General features: G+C 74.7%; 14 protein-coding genes. 7 read left to right on the forward strand and 7 right to left on the reverse strand.

What is annotated here, in order from left to right:
* Positions 1 to 201: 201 nt before the first annotated feature.
* Positions 202 to 1083 (reverse strand): 3-hydroxyacyl-CoA dehydrogenase family protein, encoded by an 882-nt coding sequence (locus BM414_RS17445; protein WP_093581334.1) that lies wholly within the window; start codon positions 1081 to 1083, stop codon positions 202 to 204.
* A gap of 384 nt (positions 1084 to 1467) precedes the next feature.
* Here BM414_RS17445 and BM414_RS17450 point away from each other — a divergent pair, with 384 nt between their 5' ends.
* Both BM414_RS17450 and BM414_RS17455 read left to right on the forward strand, forming a co-directional pair.
* Positions 1468 to 2832, forward strand: coding sequence for a family 14 glycosylhydrolase (locus BM414_RS17450; RefSeq protein WP_245784798.1), 1365 nt, complete (start codon positions 1468 to 1470; stop codon positions 2830 to 2832).
* Positions 2833 to 3144: 312 nt separating this feature from the next.
* Positions 3145 to 4053 carry an NAD-dependent epimerase/dehydratase family protein gene (locus BM414_RS17455; RefSeq protein WP_093581518.1) on the forward strand — a complete coding sequence of 303 codons (909 nt, stop codon included), beginning with the start codon at positions 3145 to 3147 and terminating at the stop codon, positions 4051 to 4053.
* A gap of 942 nt (positions 4054 to 4995) precedes the next feature.
* Here BM414_RS17455 and BM414_RS17465 read toward each other — a convergent pair.
* Positions 4996 to 5955 (reverse strand): DUF2867 domain-containing protein, encoded by a 960-nt coding sequence (locus BM414_RS17465; protein ID WP_093581340.1) that lies wholly within the window; start codon positions 5953 to 5955, stop codon positions 4996 to 4998.
* A gap of 59 nt (positions 5956 to 6014) precedes the next feature.
* Here BM414_RS17465 and BM414_RS17470 point away from each other — a divergent pair, with 59 nt between their 5' ends.
* Positions 6015 to 6584 (forward strand): TetR/AcrR family transcriptional regulator, encoded by a 570-nt coding sequence (locus tag BM414_RS17470; RefSeq protein WP_175551654.1) that lies wholly within the window; start codon positions 6015 to 6017, stop codon positions 6582 to 6584.
* Between the two features lie 260 nt (positions 6585 to 6844).
* Here BM414_RS17470 and BM414_RS29505 read toward each other — a convergent pair whose 3' ends face one another.
* Together BM414_RS29505 and BM414_RS17480 are read right to left on the reverse strand one after the other, a co-directional pair.
* Complete coding sequence (locus BM414_RS29505) at positions 6845 to 7018, reverse strand: hypothetical protein (RefSeq protein WP_175551655.1); 174 nt, start codon at positions 7016 to 7018, stop codon at positions 6845 to 6847.
* On the reverse strand, positions 7015 to 8304 hold the full coding sequence (locus tag BM414_RS17480; RefSeq protein WP_093581346.1) for a glycerophosphodiester phosphodiesterase: 1290 nt from the start codon (positions 8302 to 8304) through the stop codon (positions 7015 to 7017). The genes BM414_RS29505 and BM414_RS17480 overlap by 4 nt, the downstream gene beginning before the upstream one ends.
* A 980-nt stretch (positions 8305 to 9284) precedes the next feature.
* Between BM414_RS17480 and BM414_RS17490 the strand changes: the two genes are divergently transcribed.
* From BM414_RS17490 to BM414_RS17500, 3 genes are all read left to right on the forward strand, one after another.
* On the forward strand, positions 9285 to 9989 hold the full coding sequence (locus BM414_RS17490; protein WP_245784799.1) for an AfsR/SARP family transcriptional regulator: 705 nt from the start codon (positions 9285 to 9287) through the stop codon (positions 9987 to 9989).
* 131 nt (positions 9990 to 10120) lie between these two features.
* Positions 10121 to 10324 (forward strand): hypothetical protein, encoded by a 204-nt coding sequence (locus BM414_RS17495; RefSeq protein WP_093581352.1) that lies wholly within the window; start codon positions 10121 to 10123, stop codon positions 10322 to 10324.
* A 71-nt stretch (positions 10325 to 10395) separates the two neighbouring features.
* Positions 10396 to 10818 carry a hypothetical protein gene (locus BM414_RS17500; RefSeq protein ID WP_093581354.1) on the forward strand — a complete coding sequence of 141 codons (423 nt, stop codon included), beginning with the start codon at positions 10396 to 10398 and terminating at the stop codon, positions 10816 to 10818.
* 15 nt (positions 10819 to 10833) lie between these two features.
* On the opposite strand, the gene BM414_RS17505 is transcribed toward BM414_RS17500, so the two are convergent.
* The 3 genes from BM414_RS17505 to BM414_RS17515 are packed head-to-tail and all read right to left on the reverse strand — an operon-like array spanning position 10834 to position 14153.
* Positions 10834 to 12726 (reverse strand): M28 family peptidase, encoded by a 1893-nt coding sequence (locus BM414_RS17505; RefSeq protein WP_093581356.1) that lies wholly within the window; start codon positions 12724 to 12726, stop codon positions 10834 to 10836.
* 31 nt (positions 12727 to 12757) lie between these two features.
* The gene (locus BM414_RS17510; protein ID WP_093581358.1) at positions 12758 to 13081 is read right to left on the reverse strand and encodes a protealysin inhibitor emfourin; all 324 of its coding nucleotides are present in this window, start codon (positions 13079 to 13081) and stop codon (positions 12758 to 12760) included.
* A complete protein-coding gene (locus BM414_RS17515) occupies positions 13059 to 14153 on the reverse strand; it encodes a M4 family metallopeptidase (protein ID WP_093581360.1) in 1095 nt (364 codons plus the stop codon). Before BM414_RS17515 ends, BM414_RS17510 begins: the two co-directional genes overlap by 23 nt.
* Positions 14154 to 14477: 324 nt before the next feature.
* Between BM414_RS17515 and BM414_RS17520 the strand changes: the two genes are divergently transcribed.
* Positions 14478 to 16487, forward strand: a complete 2010-nt coding sequence (locus BM414_RS17520; protein WP_093581362.1) for a cytochrome b5 domain-containing protein — start codon at positions 14478 to 14480, stop codon at positions 16485 to 16487.
* The last annotated feature ends 50 nt before the right edge of the window (positions 16488 to 16537 follow it).

The following is a 16537-nucleotide window of genomic DNA, read 5'->3' on the forward strand; positions in this document are numbered from 1 at the left end:
CTACGCCCGGCACCGCGACCGGCGGCTGGACCAGCGAGCTCGCCGTCCGCGATGTGGCCGGTCGGGGGCGCTGTGGACGTGCAGTCGGTGGCGACGTGCTCGCCCGGATCGGGTGCCGGGAGCGCCTGTGATCCGGTCGATGACCGGAGTGGAACGAGCGAGGCTCAGACGGACCGTGTCCGCCGGCTCACGTCTGCCGGCTCACGTCTGCCCAGGAGTGGGGGCGGGGTAGTCGTCGTAGAAGCCGCGCCCGCTCTTCGCGCCGAGGTGGCCGGCGTCGACGTACCGGTGCAGCAACTCCCGCGGGGCGGCCGGCAGGTGGGGGTTCTCCGCGGCGTAGTGGTCCTCGATGTCCAGGACGACGTCGAGGCCGACGTGGTCCATCATCCGGAACGGTCCACTCCGGGTGCCCGTGTTGAGCACCCACATGCGGTCGAACTCCTCCGGCGTGGTCACGCCCTCGGCGACCACCGCGAGCGCCTCGCGCTTGATGGCGGCCCAGACCCGGTTGTAGATGAACCCGGTGCTCTCGCGGCGGGCCTCGAACGGGTGGACACCGAAGCGGGGCAGCTCAGCGAGCAGCAGGTCCAGCACCGCCCGGTCGGTGTGCCCGCTGGACATCAGGTCGACCGCGTTCATCCGCGGTGGCATGTAGAAGTGCATGTTCAGCACCCGCTCGGGCCGGCGCACGCGGTCGAGGAACCGGCGGCTCGGGTGCGAGGAGGAGTTGCTGGCGAGGATCGCGTCGTCGTCGGCGAGCCGGTCGAGGTCCCCGAACAGCTGCACCTTCAGGTCCAGGCGTTCGGGCACCGCCTCGACCACCAGCCAGGCTCCCCGGACGGCGGTGGCGAGGTCGTCATGGGCCTCCACCGTGCCCGCGCTGCCGCCGTCGACGGTCGCCAGGACCTCCGGCAGGGTCGTGCGGACGTAGTCGACCGCCGCGGTGCGGGCCTCGGCGGAGGGGTCGACGATCCGGGTCGTCCCGCCGCGGGTGCTGAACACCAGGGCGATCCGGCGCCCGAGGGTGCCGGCACCGACGACGGTGACCGGACGGGCGGCGCGATCGGCCGGGATGGTGGTCATGGGCTCTCCTCGGCGGACGGGTGGAGGCGGGCGGTCCGGGGTCGGACGCGTGTGGCAGGAGGTGCCCGGTCGCGAGTCGGTACCCCGCGGCGTCCGCTCAGGACCGGGGCGTGTCCGCGGTGCCGTGCACGACGACCGTGGGGACGCGTCAGTCGGCCCACCCGAGCAACGCCGGGCCTGCAGCGAGCGCAGGTCGACGGCGGTCGAGACCGCGCGTCCGGTTGGACACGCCGAGCGGACGATGCCGACCGGGAACTCCCCTGGGATGCGGAGCGACGCGCTGGCAGCATGGCTGGTGTGAGGCACGCCACAGTCACGCTGGCCGTCCTGAGTCTGCTCCTATCCGGCGCCGGTACCGCCCAGGCCACTCCTGCGGACGGCCCCGTGCCGCCCGGACCCGTGGCGCTGGACGACCCGGAGTTCACCGCCAACGTCATGGCACCGCTGAAGGTGACCGACTGGGCGGCGTTCGAGGCCGACCTCGAGACCGTGGCCGCCTACGGCGTGGACGCGGTGAGCGTCGACGTGTGGTGGGGCGACGTCGAGGGTGCGGCCGACAACCGGTTCGACTGGAGCTACTACGACCAGGTCTTCGAGGTGATCACGTCCAAGGGGCTGGAGCTCGCGCCGATCCTGTCCTTCCACCAGGCCGGCGGCAACGTCGGTGACGACTACACCAGCCTGCTGCCGTCGTGGTTGTGGACGAAGTACGCCGACCGGACGTACCGAGGCGTCGAGCTCGGCCCGACCGGGCTCCAGCACCGGAGCGAGCAGGGCAACCACAGCCCCGAGAGCGTGCAGGGCTGGGCCGACCGGGTGGTGATGAACGAGTACCGGGACTTCACCCGGGCGTTCGAGCGGCAGTACGGGGACGTGTACGCCGACGAGGTGGTGGAGGTCAACGTCTCACTCGGCCCGTCCGGTGAGCTGCGCTACCCCTCCTACAACCAGCACGACGAGGGCACCGGCTACCCGACGCGGGGCGCCCTGCAGGCGTACTCCCCGCTGGCCGTGCGCGACTTCCAGCAGCAGATGCTGTACCGGTACGGCTCACTGGAGGCGGTCAACAGCGCCTGGGGCACCGACCTCGGGTCGGCGGACCAGATCGGCCCGCCCGCGGACGCCGAGGCGTTCTTCACCAGCCGGGCGTACCTGGACACGCAGTACGGCCGCGACTTCGTGGACTGGTACAACGGCTCCCTGGTCGACCACGGCGAGCGGGTGCTGCGGACGGTCATCCGCGCGCTGGGCAGGGACTTCCCCGAGGCCGACATCGGCTACAAGGTCCCGGGCATCCACTGGCAGATGACCCACCCGGTCCACCCGCGGGCCACCGAGGTGACCACCGGCCTGATCCAGACCAGCGTCGACCTCGACTCCTGGGCGACCGGCCACGGCTACCAGCGGATCGTCGAACTGGCCAACCGCTTCGACAGGGGCCCGCGCGAGGTGGTCATGCACTTCACCGCGCTCGAGATGGACGACCAGCCCGGTCCGGAGGCGTACTCGCTGGCCCAGACCCTCGTGCAGTGGATCGGCGACTACGCGTTCCGCGCCGGCGTCGAGCTCAAGGGCGAGAACGCGCTCGCCGGCGGGGTCGGATCCGACGAGGGCTGGGACAACATCAACGAGGCCTTCGAGACGTGGGGGTACCTCGGGCTGACCGTGCTGCGGATCGGTGACGTGTCTTCGGGCACCGGCGCGCGCCGGTACGCGGAGTTCATCGCGACGTACAGCCCCGACATCTGAACCGCGAGGCGGATGGATCCGGCAGCGACGCAGATGGAGGCGCCCCGGGCTCGTGACCTGTAGGGACACCGGGGCAGTGCTGTGACCGAGGGCGACTCGCTCAGGACCCCCGATGGTCCGAGCACCGTGGGGATTCGGGTCGGTGTCCGGGGATGCGACGAAGTCCATGCGCCCACGCCCCGGGGCGCAGAGCGCCGCCCGCTGGAGGCCGACCGTCCGGCCGGGTGGGTCCCGGGCGGTCAGGGGGCCCGACGCTGTGACGACGTGTCGGGCAGCGGGCGCCATCGTGTGGTCGCTGGCACTGTGGACGACATGGCCGCTCCCTCTCCCGTCGTCGTGGTGACCGGTGCGAACGGACTGGTGGGCGCCGCGGTGTGCCGGGCGCTCGTCGAGCGCTCGGCGCGGGTGCGCGCCGTCGTGCGCCGCGCCGGCAGCGCCCCTGCGCTCGACGGGGTCACCGAGCACATCGGCGACTTCGCCGACGAGGACCTCGCCCGCGCGGTCACCGACGGCGCCGACGCGGTCGTCACGACGGTCCACCCGATGGGCTCGTCCCGGGAGGTGCAGCACCGGGTGGCCGTCGAGGGCACACCGGTCCTCGCGCGGGCCGCCCGCGACGCCGGCGTCGCCCGGTTCGTGCACCTGTCCACCGCCGGGGTCTACGACCGCTCGGCCGGCGTCGGCGACGTGGCCGAGGACGGCGTCCTCGCGCCCGAGGGCAGCGGCGCCTACGCCGACACCAAGAACGCCGCCGACGCCGCGCTGGCGCAGGTCGGCGGGCTCACGACCGTGCTGGTCCGCCCGCCGGCGATCCTGGGCGCCGGCGAGACGTCGGTGTGGAACACGCTCCGGCCGCAGGCGGTCCGCGACGGCGAGCGCCGGGCGAACCCGGAGCAGACCTGGGCCTGGGTGCACGTGGACGACCTCGCGGCGTTCGTCGCGGACGTCGCCACCGGCGCCGTGGCGACCGCCGACGATCCCGAGCGGGGCCCCGTGGCCGGCGGCACGACTCCGGTGATCGTCGCGGGTGAGCCTGCGACGTGGCGGGACTACCTCGGCACGGTGACCGGAGCGCTGGGCGTCGCGCCCGAGTGGACCGACGAGCCGGTCTGGACCGGCCGGCTGCTCACCGACCGCGCACGCAGGTGGGGCTGGGTGCCGCGGGTGACCCTCGCGCAGGCCATGGACGAGCTACGGCAGGGCCTGACGACGCGGGTGTGACCGCCGCGCAGTCCCTCGGAGCCTTCCGAGGAACTCGGGAGGAGGACGCACCGTCATCGGCTGTGCGCTCGAGGAACTCGCGCCGATCGCCGGAGGTGCGCACGGCCATCGGCGGGCCGACCGTCGGCACGAGGTCCCCGCAGCCGATGACGGGCGGGTGGCGACCTGCGCCGGCCTCGACGCCGGAGCGTTCCGCGGCGCCCGCCGTCCGGGGGAGCACGAGCAGGTGCCAGCAGCCGCCGCACACGCGGACCAGGCGTGCGCACCGACGACGGTCACTGGCGAGCCGCCTTCGACGTGTGCCGCGCCCCGGGCCCGGACCGCCGGCATCGAGCGGTGGGCCTCGCCGCCGTATCGACCGCCGTCCTGGCGGCTGGACACGGGATGCCGGGTGACGAGAACGAGCCGACGACGTGCAGGTCCGCCCCTCGAGGGAGGCTGCCCGGAGCCTCCCGGACGCGGCGACCCGGTGGTACGAGGCCTCGCGAGCCGGGGAGGGGGCGACGCTCGCGGCCTGCCTGCCGGCCACGCAGCGTGCGGAGGACGGGGAGCTGCGCGACATCCTCGCGTCGGCGCAGGAGTCGGGGGACCAGGGCGTCGGAGCGCGCGCCGCGGCCGCTCTCCTCGCAGCCCGCCTGGCGTCAGCGGAGCTGGCCTGCGGGCTGACGATCGTCGTGGCGTTCCTGGTGTCGCAGGTGGCGGCGCTCCAAGGGGGCCGCCGCGTGGGGCGGGGCCCCAGGGCCCGACATCTGCGTCGATCCGGCGTTCGGCGAACTCGGGTCGCGGGTCGTGGGTTCACCACCGTGGCCCGGACTCGATCCGCTTCCACGCGGCTCGGTCAGGCCGACGATCTGTTCGTGGCCGTCGCGCCGGCGTACCCGGCGCCGATGACCAGGACGGACGGTCCGTCCACGTCGGCTCCCTCGGCGGCCGGTGGAGGCGTCATCCGGGCGCCCCGGACCGGGCACGCCGGAGCAGGGTCGGCACGATCCGTCGGTGGAACGGCTTCACGACGGTGAAGTACGCCCTGCCGATGGCGTTGTGCTCGTGCACGACGGTGGCGCACTGCAGGTCGTCACCGACCACGCGCAGGACGCCGCGGAAGTCGAGGTGCTCGTCGTCGGCGCCGACGACGAGGGTGTCGCCGATCCGCGTGAGCAACGTGAACGGAGAGGTGTCGCTCGACCCTCCCGCGGTGTCCAGACCCAGCCACTGCGCCACGCGGTTCCGCACGGTCATCAGGGCGGCCACCCAGGCGGGGTTGCCTGCACTGACGAGCGCGCGGTGCCAGTCCTCGACGTCGCGGCTGGATCCCGGCGGCAGGCGCAGGGCGAAGGTGTCGGTGAAGTCGACGCGGGGGAGCCCCGCCGCGCTGATGAGTCCGGCCGGTGTCTCCACCTGGCGCACGTCGGCCCGGTCGGTGGCCGCGGGCAGTGCCGTGCGCAGCAGCCGGATCCAGGGGGACCACCGAGCGGTCACCGTCGGGCCCACGCCGAGGGCAGCCTCGACGAGGTCGAAGGCATCCTCGACCAGGGCGTCGTGCGCCCAGCGCACCGCCAGCGGCCAGAGCAGGACCATCGCGCCGTGCGCCCGGCCCTCGAGCACGTGACGCATGAGGGATGCGCCGTCGCCCAGGTCGACCACGGTGAAGGCGTGGGTGCCGTCGATGCCGGTCGTCCGGTCGAAGGCGAACTCCACCAGGCGTCCCGCTTCGTGCGCCGTCACGGTGTACCGGATCCCGTCGTGCCCGCCGCGCGATCCCGGCTCGAGACCGCGGTCGAGCACCATCGGCGCCCAGGTCGCGCCCGGCCACACCTGGTCGTGGTCGGTAGCGAGGGTCTCGAGCACTGCCCCCACTCGCTCGGCCGAGGCCGCGACGTGCCGTTCGTGGATGTTGCGCATGACCCACCCTGCTTTCCGTACGCTGCCGTATGGAGCTTCCCGTACGCTACCGTACGGTCATGCCGCCCCGTCAACGTCTGTCGCGTGAGGCGTGGGCCACGGCAGGGCTGCGGGCGCTCACCGCCGGGGGGGTCGCCGCTGTCGCCGTCGAGCCGCTCGCCGCTGCCCTCGGCGCCACCAAGGGCAGCTTCTACTGGCACTTCTCCGATCGGGGGGAGCTCGTCCGGGCCGCCCTCGAGCTGTGGGAGGCCGAGCAGACGAGCGCCGTGATCGACGAGCTGGGCAACCTGGAGGAGCCGCGCGAGCGGTTGCGGGTCCTGCTCACCCTCGTCCTGACCCACCGGGAAGGCCCGGATCCGGTCGCCCAGCTGTTCCGCGACATCGCCCACCCCGAGGTCGCCGCCGCCGTCCGCCGGGTCACCTCCCGGCGCATCGACTTCGTCGCCGGGGAACTGCACAGCACCGGCATGCCGCGAGCAGAGGCCCGGCGCCGCGCGGCCGTCGCGGTCGCGGCCTACGTCGGCTGGTGGCAGCTGAACGCCGTCCTCCCGGAGGACGCACCTGTGGGCCGCGACGGCCGTCAGCACGCCGAGGTGCTGTGGCTCGTCTGCGAGGCCGCGCTGCCCTGAGCTGTCAGGCGTGCCGGCGGCTCGACCGGGACGGGACGGACAGAGCAGCCGCCCGGGCCCTCAGGGCAGCAGCCCCCTGGTGTGCTGCGGTCCGGTCTCCACGAGCGGTCGGTCACCGTCACCGTCCCCGCTCCGGCCGACCGGCAGCACGGGCGGTTCCGCGCGTTCGCCGGGTTCGTGCCGACCGCCGGTGTCGGCGCGGTCGGCCAGGCCAACGACCACGGAGCCGCCGGGCTCGCGCACACCAGACCCTCGGTGCATCAGGCGGTCCGGTCCACCTCGGCGGAGACGACGGCTTCCTCGCGACTGGGAAACGGCCCCGCGGTGCGGCCGTCAGCGCGGCACGTCCACCTGTAGCCCTCCGGCGCCTGCTCGATGAGGTAGCCGTCCGGGTCGGCGGTGCCGTGGCCCGGGCGTTCGTGTGAGTCGGTCATGCGAACACCACGTTCTTGAAGCGCACCCCGGCGAACGCGCTGCCGAGGTGGACGACGGGCACGGGTCGGTAGGTGGTGTCCGCCACGGTCAGGGTCTCGCTGGGGGTGTCCGTGCGCGTGAAGGAGACCTCCGAGCCGGTGACGGTGATCCGCAGCTGGACGTAGGTGCCCGTCGTCGGTGCCGTTCTCCCCGTCGAGGACGCCAGCGTGGTGGCGACACCCTCGACGACCCGATGGACGTCCAGGGTGCCGTCTCCCCGCAGGAGGAAGAGGTACCCGTCGGCGCCGGGCGACGGGCCGGACGTGGGTCGGTACGGGTGGTCGTCGGTGCTCAGGAAGACCGACCCGCAGCACCGGCGGCTGTCCGCGCACGTCTGCTCCACCCGCACGTCGAGGTGCAGCGTGAACGTCTCCGGGTCCGGTGGTGCGAGGAAGCCCATGAGCGTGGAGGTGACGGTGTCGGAGACGTCGAAGCCCCAGGAGGAGTCGTCCGGGTAGAACCGGCCGCGGCCGGTGTCCGGCAGCATCCCGGGCAGCCAGACCTGACGGGCGAACAGGTCCGAGGCGCGGCGGCCCGCGTCCCCAGCGATGTACAGGGGGTCGTCGGAGAAGATCGCGTCCACGCCATCGGCGATGACGGCATCCCGCTGGTGTCGGCGGTTCACCGTGTAGCAGGCCACCTCGATCCCCGCCGCGTGTGCCGCCGTGCAGACCGTCGAGCTGACGTGGCCCGCCTCTGGGCCGATCCAGCCGATGCCGTCGGCCGCCGCCCGGGCGATGTCGGTGCTGCCGAGCCAGATGACGTCCCACCCCCGCGAGCGCGCCAGCCGGCAGTCGGCGAGGGCGAAGGACTGGAGCAGCACGGACGCCCGGCTGACACCGCGTCGCTCGAGGGCGGCGATCATCGGGCCCATCGCATCGATGCTCTTGGCCTCGGCGCAGAGGAGCACGCGGTTCCCGAACTCGGTGAGCACCTCCTCGAACAACGGAGGACGCAGTCCGTCGGGCCAGCCTCCGCCGAGGGTGACCGAGGCGTCGATGCCGAGCTGTTTCCAGGACACCGACGTGTGATCCGCGACGTTCCCGCTGGAGGTGGTCATACGGTCCACGGTGCCGTCGTGCATGACGCCGAGACCGCCGTCGGCGAGTGTCGACACGTCCTGCTCGATGACGTCGAGGCCCTGGCCCACCGCGACCCGATAGCCCTCCATCGTGTGCTCGGGCACCTGCAGGGATCCGCCGCGGTGGGCGATGACGAACGGCCGACCCAGGTCGGCGAAGGACACGGACGCCCCTGGGGATGCGCCCTCGGGCCTGCGCGCCGCGGTGGTCAGCGGACGGCCGATGCGGAGGAACGTCCGAGGGGCAGGGGACGGTTCGAGTCGAGCAACGATGTCATGTCTCGGGCGACCGCCCCTCCGGCTCACCTGCCGGCATCCGAGCGGTCCGCCGGCCGAGCACCAGCCTCGCACGGGCGCTGGGGGAGGAGCATCGCGACCCGGACCGGGGCGGTGCTGGGCCCGGACGCCGGGGGACGTCCGAGGTGGCGCGCAGGCACCGACCCGGGCGGCGCACCGGAGCGACCGGCCGGCCGCGGCCGGCTCGACGTCTCGATGCCCGGCGAGGCACTCCGGGGGAGAGCTCCTCCCCGGATGGCACGAGCCCCGGGTGCCGCTCGAGCGGGAACGACTGCGTCAACTGCGGGAACACGCGCTGGAGGCGCTGGGCCGACGGAGCTCATCCGCACCGGGCGGTCCGGCCTGGCGGTCAAGGCCGCCCGTGCCGCGGTCCACGGGGAACCGCTCCGCGAGAGCGCCCGCTGACTCGTCGTCAGCGCTCGCGTGGCGGGGCGCGACGTGGCCGAGGCGCGCCGCGCCTACGAGTCGTTCCGTCGGGCGCTCGCGGACACGCCGGGTGCCGCGCCCCACCCGTCCACGACCGCCCTGTCCGCCGGCCTCCGGCCCTGCGCCGACGACGTGCGGCCGACGCCCACGCCCCACGTCCCTCCGGAGGCGCCCGGGATGGCGCACGGCAGCGGCTGACCCGCTCCGCCTCCCCCGTGTCCCCGTTCTCACCGCCCCGGTATCAGCGACGTCCGCGCGTACCTCCTCTGGCCGACGTCCTCACTCGTGATCGGGGAACGCGGATGGACCAGACACTGCTCACGAGCGCGCAGAGCGGATCGCGAGTCACGCTGCTCGACGGGTTCTCCGTCCGGGCCGGCCGGGCTGCGGGCCAGCCGGTTCCGGAGGAGCTGCCCCGGTCCGTGCAGCGTGTCGTGGCCCACGTGTGCCTGGCCGGCCGGCCGGCACGTGCCGCGGTCTCCGGCGACCTGTGGCCCGACGTCCCGGAGGACAGGGCCCAGGCCAGCCTGCGGTCCGCGCTGTGGCGGCTACGCCGGTCCGCCCCCGAGCTCGTCGACGCGTCGCACGACACGCTCCGCCTGGCCGTCGGCGTCCGGATCGACGTGCACGAGATGACCACGTGGGCCGAGCTGGTGTGCGACCCCCGGACCGAGGCCGACCGGGTCTCGCTGCCGCGCCCGGACCTCCTCGGCGACCTGCTCCCGGGCTGGTACGACGACTGGGTCCTCCTGGAGCGGGACCGGCTGCACCAGTTGCGGCTGCACGCCCTGGAGACCGTGGCGACCCGCCTCTGCACGGCCGGCCGGCATGCCGAGGCGCTCCAGGCCGCGCACCTGGCGATCCGGGCCGAACCGCTGCGCGAGAGCGCCCACCGCACCGTCGTGCGGATCCACCTCGCCGAGGGCAACCTCGCCGAGGCGATGCGGGCTCACGCCACCTTCCGGGACCTGCTCCTGCGGGAGCTCGGCGTCCCGCCCACCCTGCAGATGCAGGAGCTGGTGTCCCGGTGGCAGGTGCCTGCGACGGCCGGTGCCCCGGGCACGACGCGCGTCGCGCGGCCCCGTCCGGTGGCCGCCGCCGCGACGGCCGGGGCGCTCCGCGCATGACCGGGCGACCACGGAGCTCTGAGCTCCACCGCAGGACGCGCCGGACCGGTGCCCGGCCCCGTGCCGGCAGCAGCCCACCTGCCCATCGACCGGCTCGTCGACACCGTCCCATCGACCCGAGGAGGCTCCCGGTGTCCACCGACACGACCGGCGTGCGGGTGCACGGGAGGAGCCGACCGGCGCGCCTGCCGGCCGGGGAGCTGCTCACCACGCTCGGCCGGCTCCTGCGGGACGGAGGCGCAGCGCCGCTGGCAGACCCGGACGTCTCCGCCGTCGGGATCGAGTACGGGACCGTCGAGGGCGGCTCCGTCCGTATCAGGCGTCCCGGCTGCTGACTCCTCTGTGTGACCGCCGCGGCTCCTCCCCGGGTCCGCGGGCACCTCCCGAGAAGTCCTGGAGGCCGGCCGTGACCGTGCACCAGCAGGAGTCGCCGTCGTCGTACCGGCGCGCCCTCGAGACGGCCCACGCACTGGGCCGCGCCGACGGGTGCCAAGCGGCCGACCTCGAGGCCGACCTCGAGGCCGACCTCGCCGTCGACCTCGGGCCGGCGTCGGTCGGCCCGTGGTGCCGGGGGCTCGACCCCGAGCGCTTCGCCGCCCTCGTGTGGGGCACCGCGGGAGGGGCCGCACCGGCCGGGGTCGTCCTGAACGCCCCCCTCTGGTACGCGCAGGGCTTCGGTGAGGCCCTGGCGCGGACGCCGAGCCGGCAGGGCCGCCACCCGGCGGCATCGACGCATCCCTCGGGGTCCTGCACTCCGCCCGCCAGGGGCAGGACCCCCGGGCCGTCGGCGCGGAACGCGGTGCCACGGCCCCGGTCCGAGCCGACCTGATCGGGTGGGTGGCCGTCAGCGCGTGGCGGTGACCCAGGCGGCGGCGGTCACCAGACGGGCGATGTCCGCCGCGTACCCCGCGTCGATCGAGACGTCGGACGGCAGGTGGTACTGCGGGTTCATGTCGGCCGGCGGGGCACTGGGCCCGGGACCGGCGAACAGGTCCTCCGACACCAGGCAGGCGGGGTAGCCGACGGCCTGGAAGCTGTGGTGGTCGCTGCGCGCCTCGCCCGGGTCCACCTCGCCGTCGTGCGGGTAGAGCTGGGGAGCCGGCAACGCGGGGGAGACCTGCGCGACCAGCGCGGCGACGGTCCGGGCGAGGGCCAGTGACCGCTGCTGCACCGCCTGCGAGCCGCTGAAGCCGGCGTGCAGCTCGAAGGTCCGCCCGGACCCCGAGTCCCAGCCGATCATGTCCATCTGCAGGACGGCGACGATCGGGGTGCCCAGGCGGGCCTGGTCCCGGGCGTAGGCGGAGCTGCCCACCAGGCCCTGCTCCTCGGCGTTGAACAGGACGAACCGCACGGTCCGCCGAGGCGCACCCGAGGCGCCGTCCAGCGTGCCGAACACCTCCGCGGCAGCGAGGACCCCGGCGACCCCGCTGGCGTCGTCGTCCGCGCCGGGAGCGGGGTCGGCCTCGGGCCGGTAGTCCGGTTGCCGGGCCCCGGTGGAGTCCATGTGCGCGGTCACCAGCACGACGCCGTCCAGCCCGCGGCCGGGGAACTCCGCCTCGACGTTCTCCGGCCGCCGTCCCTCGTGCGGGAAGGCGTGCCGGCGGACGAGGAACCGACCCCGGCCGATCCGCGCCAGGTCGGCGACGAGGGCGGTGACGGCCGCGCGGTTGTCCGGGTGCCGGACGTGCCGGCTGGTGATCACCGCGCCGCCTCCGCGAGCCGGCGCGGCTCCGGTGTAGCGCGCGAGGTGCTCGGTGAGGTGCTCCGGCCGGATCCCGGCGTCGAGGACCTCCCGCTCCGCGGGCGTGACCGTGGCCGGGACGGCGGCCGCCGGGGCCGCCGCCAGGCCCGTCCCGGTGCGGTCGGCTCCGGCCGGCCAGGCGATCGGCGACAGCTTCAGGTCGTGTCCGTGCCGGGTGGCGCCGCCGTGGAACGCCTCGACCGACCGGCCGGCGGGGACGGCGACGAGGAGGCCGTCGTCCGTGGCGGCGAGGACGGCGGGTGCGGCGGGAGCCGTCGCGGACGGGGGTCGCCGGTCGCCGTCAGGGACGAGGAAGCCGCTGTCGACCCGGCGGTCGTCGCGCAGCAGGTACAGGTCCGCCGTGAGCGGCTCGTCCTCGGCGCCGAGACGGTCCACCTCCAACCCCAGGTCGCCGAGGCGCGCGGCGGCCGACGTCGTCCCGATGGCGTGGACCGTGGTGCCGGTCCGGCCGGTGACGTGGAGGGGGAGCAGCGGCAGGTCGCCGAGCGCGGCCCGCCAGTCCTCGCCGGCGTGGGCCGGGGGCACGCTCACCCGGAGGTAGCGCAGGTGGTCTCCCTCGAGCACGGCGACCGCCAGCCGTGGGTGCGGCGCCACCAGCAACCCGGCCCGCAGGGCGTGTGCCCGTTCGCCGGCGTCCTCGCCGACGAAGAGGGCGCGGTCCACCGCGCCGGCCCGCGCCACGGCCTGCTCGAAGACGCCCGGGGAGTCCTTGCGGTCGTAGACGAGGAGGTCGGGGTCGAGGAGGCTCCGGAGGCCGGCCTCCTCGAGAGCCCGGTCGACCTCCTCGTGGGGGACGGGACCGGGATCCGAGACGATCCCCCCCCGGGCGCCGCGCCGCCGGAGGTCTGCGAGCACCTCGGGGACGTCGGCGTAGACGGTGAGGTCCGCGATCCGGTCCCCGTCCGGGGAGAGGGCGACGGAGGCCAGTGTGCCGCCGAGGTCGAAGAACGCGACCGTGCCGGTCAGAGAGCTCATCGTCGCTCCTCACGACTGGAGCTGCGGGGGGTCACCCTCGACGGTCGAGGGCCCGCTGCTCGAGCGCGTCGACCAGCGGGACCAGCTCGGGCGGCAGTCCGCTCTCGTCGAGGCGCAGGGACACGACCTCCTCGCCGCGGCGGACGGTGAGGTCGTACTGGTAGCCGTCGGCCGCGCCGGCCGGGGCGGGCGGGGCCTCCGGCCGGGGCCCGTCGAGCACCCGGTCGAGGGCCTCGGCGGCGGCCGGGTCGAGGTCCTCCCGGCCGACGTCGACCTCGAGGCGGTTGCCCGCGAAGAGGCCCCCGCTGCGCCGGAAGTGCACGCGTACGTGCTCAGAGCTGGACTCCGACGCCATCCCAGGCCTCCTCGACGGCCGACACCTGTCGGCTGCCGGCGCCGAACAACGTCGATGCCACGTACCTGGTGATGCGGGCGAACTGGCGGAACGTCGCGGTCGGCAGCAGCCGTTCGTGTCCCAGCGAGGCATACCAGATCCGACCGGCGTCCTCCCAGGCCCTGCCCCCCAGGCGCTGCGCGACCAGGGTGAACGCCCGGTTGGGGATGCCGGAGTTGATGTGCACGCCCCCGTTGTCCTCGTCGGTCTCGACGTAGCCGTCCATGTGACCGGGCTGTGGGTCCCGGCCGAGCACGTCGTCGTCGTAGGCGGTGCCGGGTTCGGCGAGCGAGCGCAGTGCCTTGCCGGTCACCCCGGGTGCGAGGATCTCGCGCCCCACGAGCCAGTCGGCCTGTCCGACGGGCTGGTCCAGCGACCACTGCTCCACGAGCACGCCGAGGACGTCGGCCATCGACTCGTTGAGCGCGCCCGACTGCCCCTGGTAGACCAGCGGCCCGTCGTACTGCACCACGCCGTGGCTGACCTCGTGGGCGCACACCGTCAGCGAGTGCGCCAGACCGGTGAAGAGCCGTCCGCTGCCGTCGCCGAAGATCATCTGCGTGCCGTTCCACAGCGCGTTGTCGTAACCCCGGCGGTAGTGGACGACGCCCTCGATCGGCATGCCGGCCTTGTCGATGGAGTTGCGCGCGAACACCTGGAAGTAGAAGTCCCACGTGGCGCCGAGGCGCTCGAAGGCCGCCTCGGCCGTCTCGTCGGCACTCGCCGGTCCGGCCTCGGTCCGGATGATCGGCCCACGCAGGTTCGCCGTGTTCTCCGCATCCCGGATGAGCCGTTCCTTCGTCGGCGGCGCCAGTGCGGTGGTGATCTCCGGCATCGCCGACCTCGGCAGGACCGACCGGCGTGCCTCCGCCTGCACGCGCAGCGAGCGCATCGTCCCCGACGTCGCCAGGGCCTGGAGCGCCGCCCGGCGATCGTCGTCGCCACCGCGTTCGGCGACGTTGCGGAGGACGTAGTCGGGGATGAACGAGCAGACGGCGACCGGTGCGGGCGGCACCGCGGGCGTGGTGGTCATGGGGATCCGACCTCCGGCGTGAGGTGAGCGGCCTGTTCTGGGTCGCCGGTCAGCGTCGTCGGGGGGCCGTCACCGCAGCGTCACCCGATCTTCCGGCGGCGGCGGACCACGAGGCCCCTCGATGCGGCCACGATCCGGGCCGCCTGAGGGCGGGCCGTCGAGCGCGCCGCACCGGTGCCCTGGCGACGTGACAGGCGTTCGGGTCCCGGGGTGCAGGTCGGTGCGTATCAGCGTCGACGTCAGGGGTCTCTGGTCGGGAGAGCACGGATCCACCCGTCGAGGCGGCCCGCCGGTCGCCTCCGGGCCGCTACCCGAGGAGCCGCCATGGGTGCGCACCGGACCCCACCCGCCGCGCGGGTGCTCGCCTCCGCGCAGGAGGCCAGCGCGCGTCTGGGCCACGAGAACCTCGGCCCGCTGTCCGCGGACCGTGGCTTCCTGCCCACCCGCCCACCGCTGCTCTGCCTGCCGGAGAGCCACGCCGGATGGGACGAGGCAGCGGCTCGGCTGCCGGCCCTCTTCCGCGACCTCGCCGTCCGCGAGGCGCTGGACCGGCTGCCCGTGCTGTCCGCCGGCCCGGATGTGCTCCCCGACGCCGCCCTGCAGCGCGCGGCCACGGTGCTGGGTCTCCTCGGCCACGCCTACGTGCACTGCCGCGCGCCACAGCCCGCCGGCCTCCCCGCGAGCATCGCCGGGCCCTGGGCGGAGGTCCGTCGCCGGCTGGGGCGCTCACCCGAACCCGTGCTGGCCTATCCGGACCTCATCGTGCACAACTGGCGGTCCACCGACGGTCGGAACGCCCTCCCGCTCGTGTCGGACGACCTCCGCCTGCTCGTGCCGGTCGTCGACGACGAGGAGGAGCGCGTCTTCTACCTCACGCAGGTCGAGATCCTGGCGCGCTGTGCGCCGCTCGTCGGAGCGGTCGTCGACGCCCAGGCGGCAGTGCTCGACGACGACGCCGAGGCGCTGCGCGATGCGCTCGACACGGTCGCGGCCGTGCTGGGGACCGCGACCCGGGCGCTGCGGCTCATCGATCCGCGCCCCGGCGGCCGCACCCACGTCGACCCGGTCGTCTGGGCGAAGACGGTGGCCCCGCTCGCGGTGCCCTTCGCCGCCGGCGTCCTCGGGCCGAGCGGCACGGCGTCCCCGGTCTTCAACCTGCTCGACGCCTTCCTCGGCAGGCGGCGACACGACAGCCAGCTGGGCCGGGAGATCCTGCTCCACCGTCGCAGCTACCCGCCGCACTGGCGCCGGTTCCTGGACGCCGTCGAGGAGGTCCCGGTGCCCGGGTACCTCGCCTCGCGGTCCCGGCCGGACCTCGTGGCCTCGTTCGAGGCGGCACGGGAGGCGTACGCCGGGACGGACGGCTTCCTCGGCCGGCACCGGCGCAGGGTCTCGGGGTACCTCGCCGTCGCCTTCATGGTCGGGCGGGGCCTGACCATCGGCGGCTTCGCGGGGTCGCCACGGGAGCTGACCTGGCAGACGGTCGACAGCGCCCTCACCGGGTCCCGCGGCGAGCGGGGCTCCGGGCGGGTAGTTCGTCCTCCGGTCGGCAGGCCCGTGCGCCCGACCGGCCGGGGGATCTCGGTGGCCGACCTCGCCGAGCACAACGACGGCGAGCACGGCTGGTGGGTCGCCATCGACGGCCGAGTACACGACGTGACCGGGTTCCTGCGCCGCCACCCCGGCGGACCGGCGGTGCTGCGGGCGCACGCCGGGCTCGACGCCACGAGTGCCTTCGGCCGTGCGCACACCGACGGCCAGGGGCTGCGGAACGTCCTCGGGACCACCGACATCGGGCCGCTGACGCGCCCCGTCCTGGTCCGGGCCCGGGCACTGCACGACGCCTGGGCCGGCGCCCTCACCGGCCTCGTCCACCTGCAGAACGCCTTCCGGCTGGACCGCTCGTTCGGGCGTGGCACCGACCTGTGCGTGGCCGACGGCGATCGGCCCTCCGCACTGCAGGCCGACCGGGCCGCGGACGCCGCGGCGCGCTTCGCGGACGAGTACCTGCCGCAGTTCGCCGCCGACGTCCTCGCCCCCCTGGCCGGGCTGGTGCTGCGCGAGCGGCAGGTGCCCCTCGGCGGGATCCGGGCCCTCCCGGGTCGGCAGGGGCCGGGGTTGCGACCGGACTGCCCGGTCCGGTGCCGGCTGGACCTCGTGGAGCGGCGGATCGCCGCCGCCAAGGCGCTGCTCGTCGCCGGCGCCCGGTGCTTCGACACCTGGGGCGAGGCCGTCCTCGACCGGGGTGACCTGTGGCGGCTGGCCGCGGAGGCGGTCCCGCCGTGCGCCGGCGCGGCGACCGTCGCCGTGCACCGGGCGCGGCCCGCGTGCTGAGGACCGGTCTCCCGGTAGCGGGTCCCGGGAGACCGGTCCTCGGAGGGGTC

It is taken from the genome of Geodermatophilus amargosae (assembly GCF_900116515.1).
In the GTDB taxonomy this organism is placed as follows: Bacteria; Actinomycetota; Actinomycetes; order Mycobacteriales; family Geodermatophilaceae; genus Geodermatophilus; species Geodermatophilus amargosae.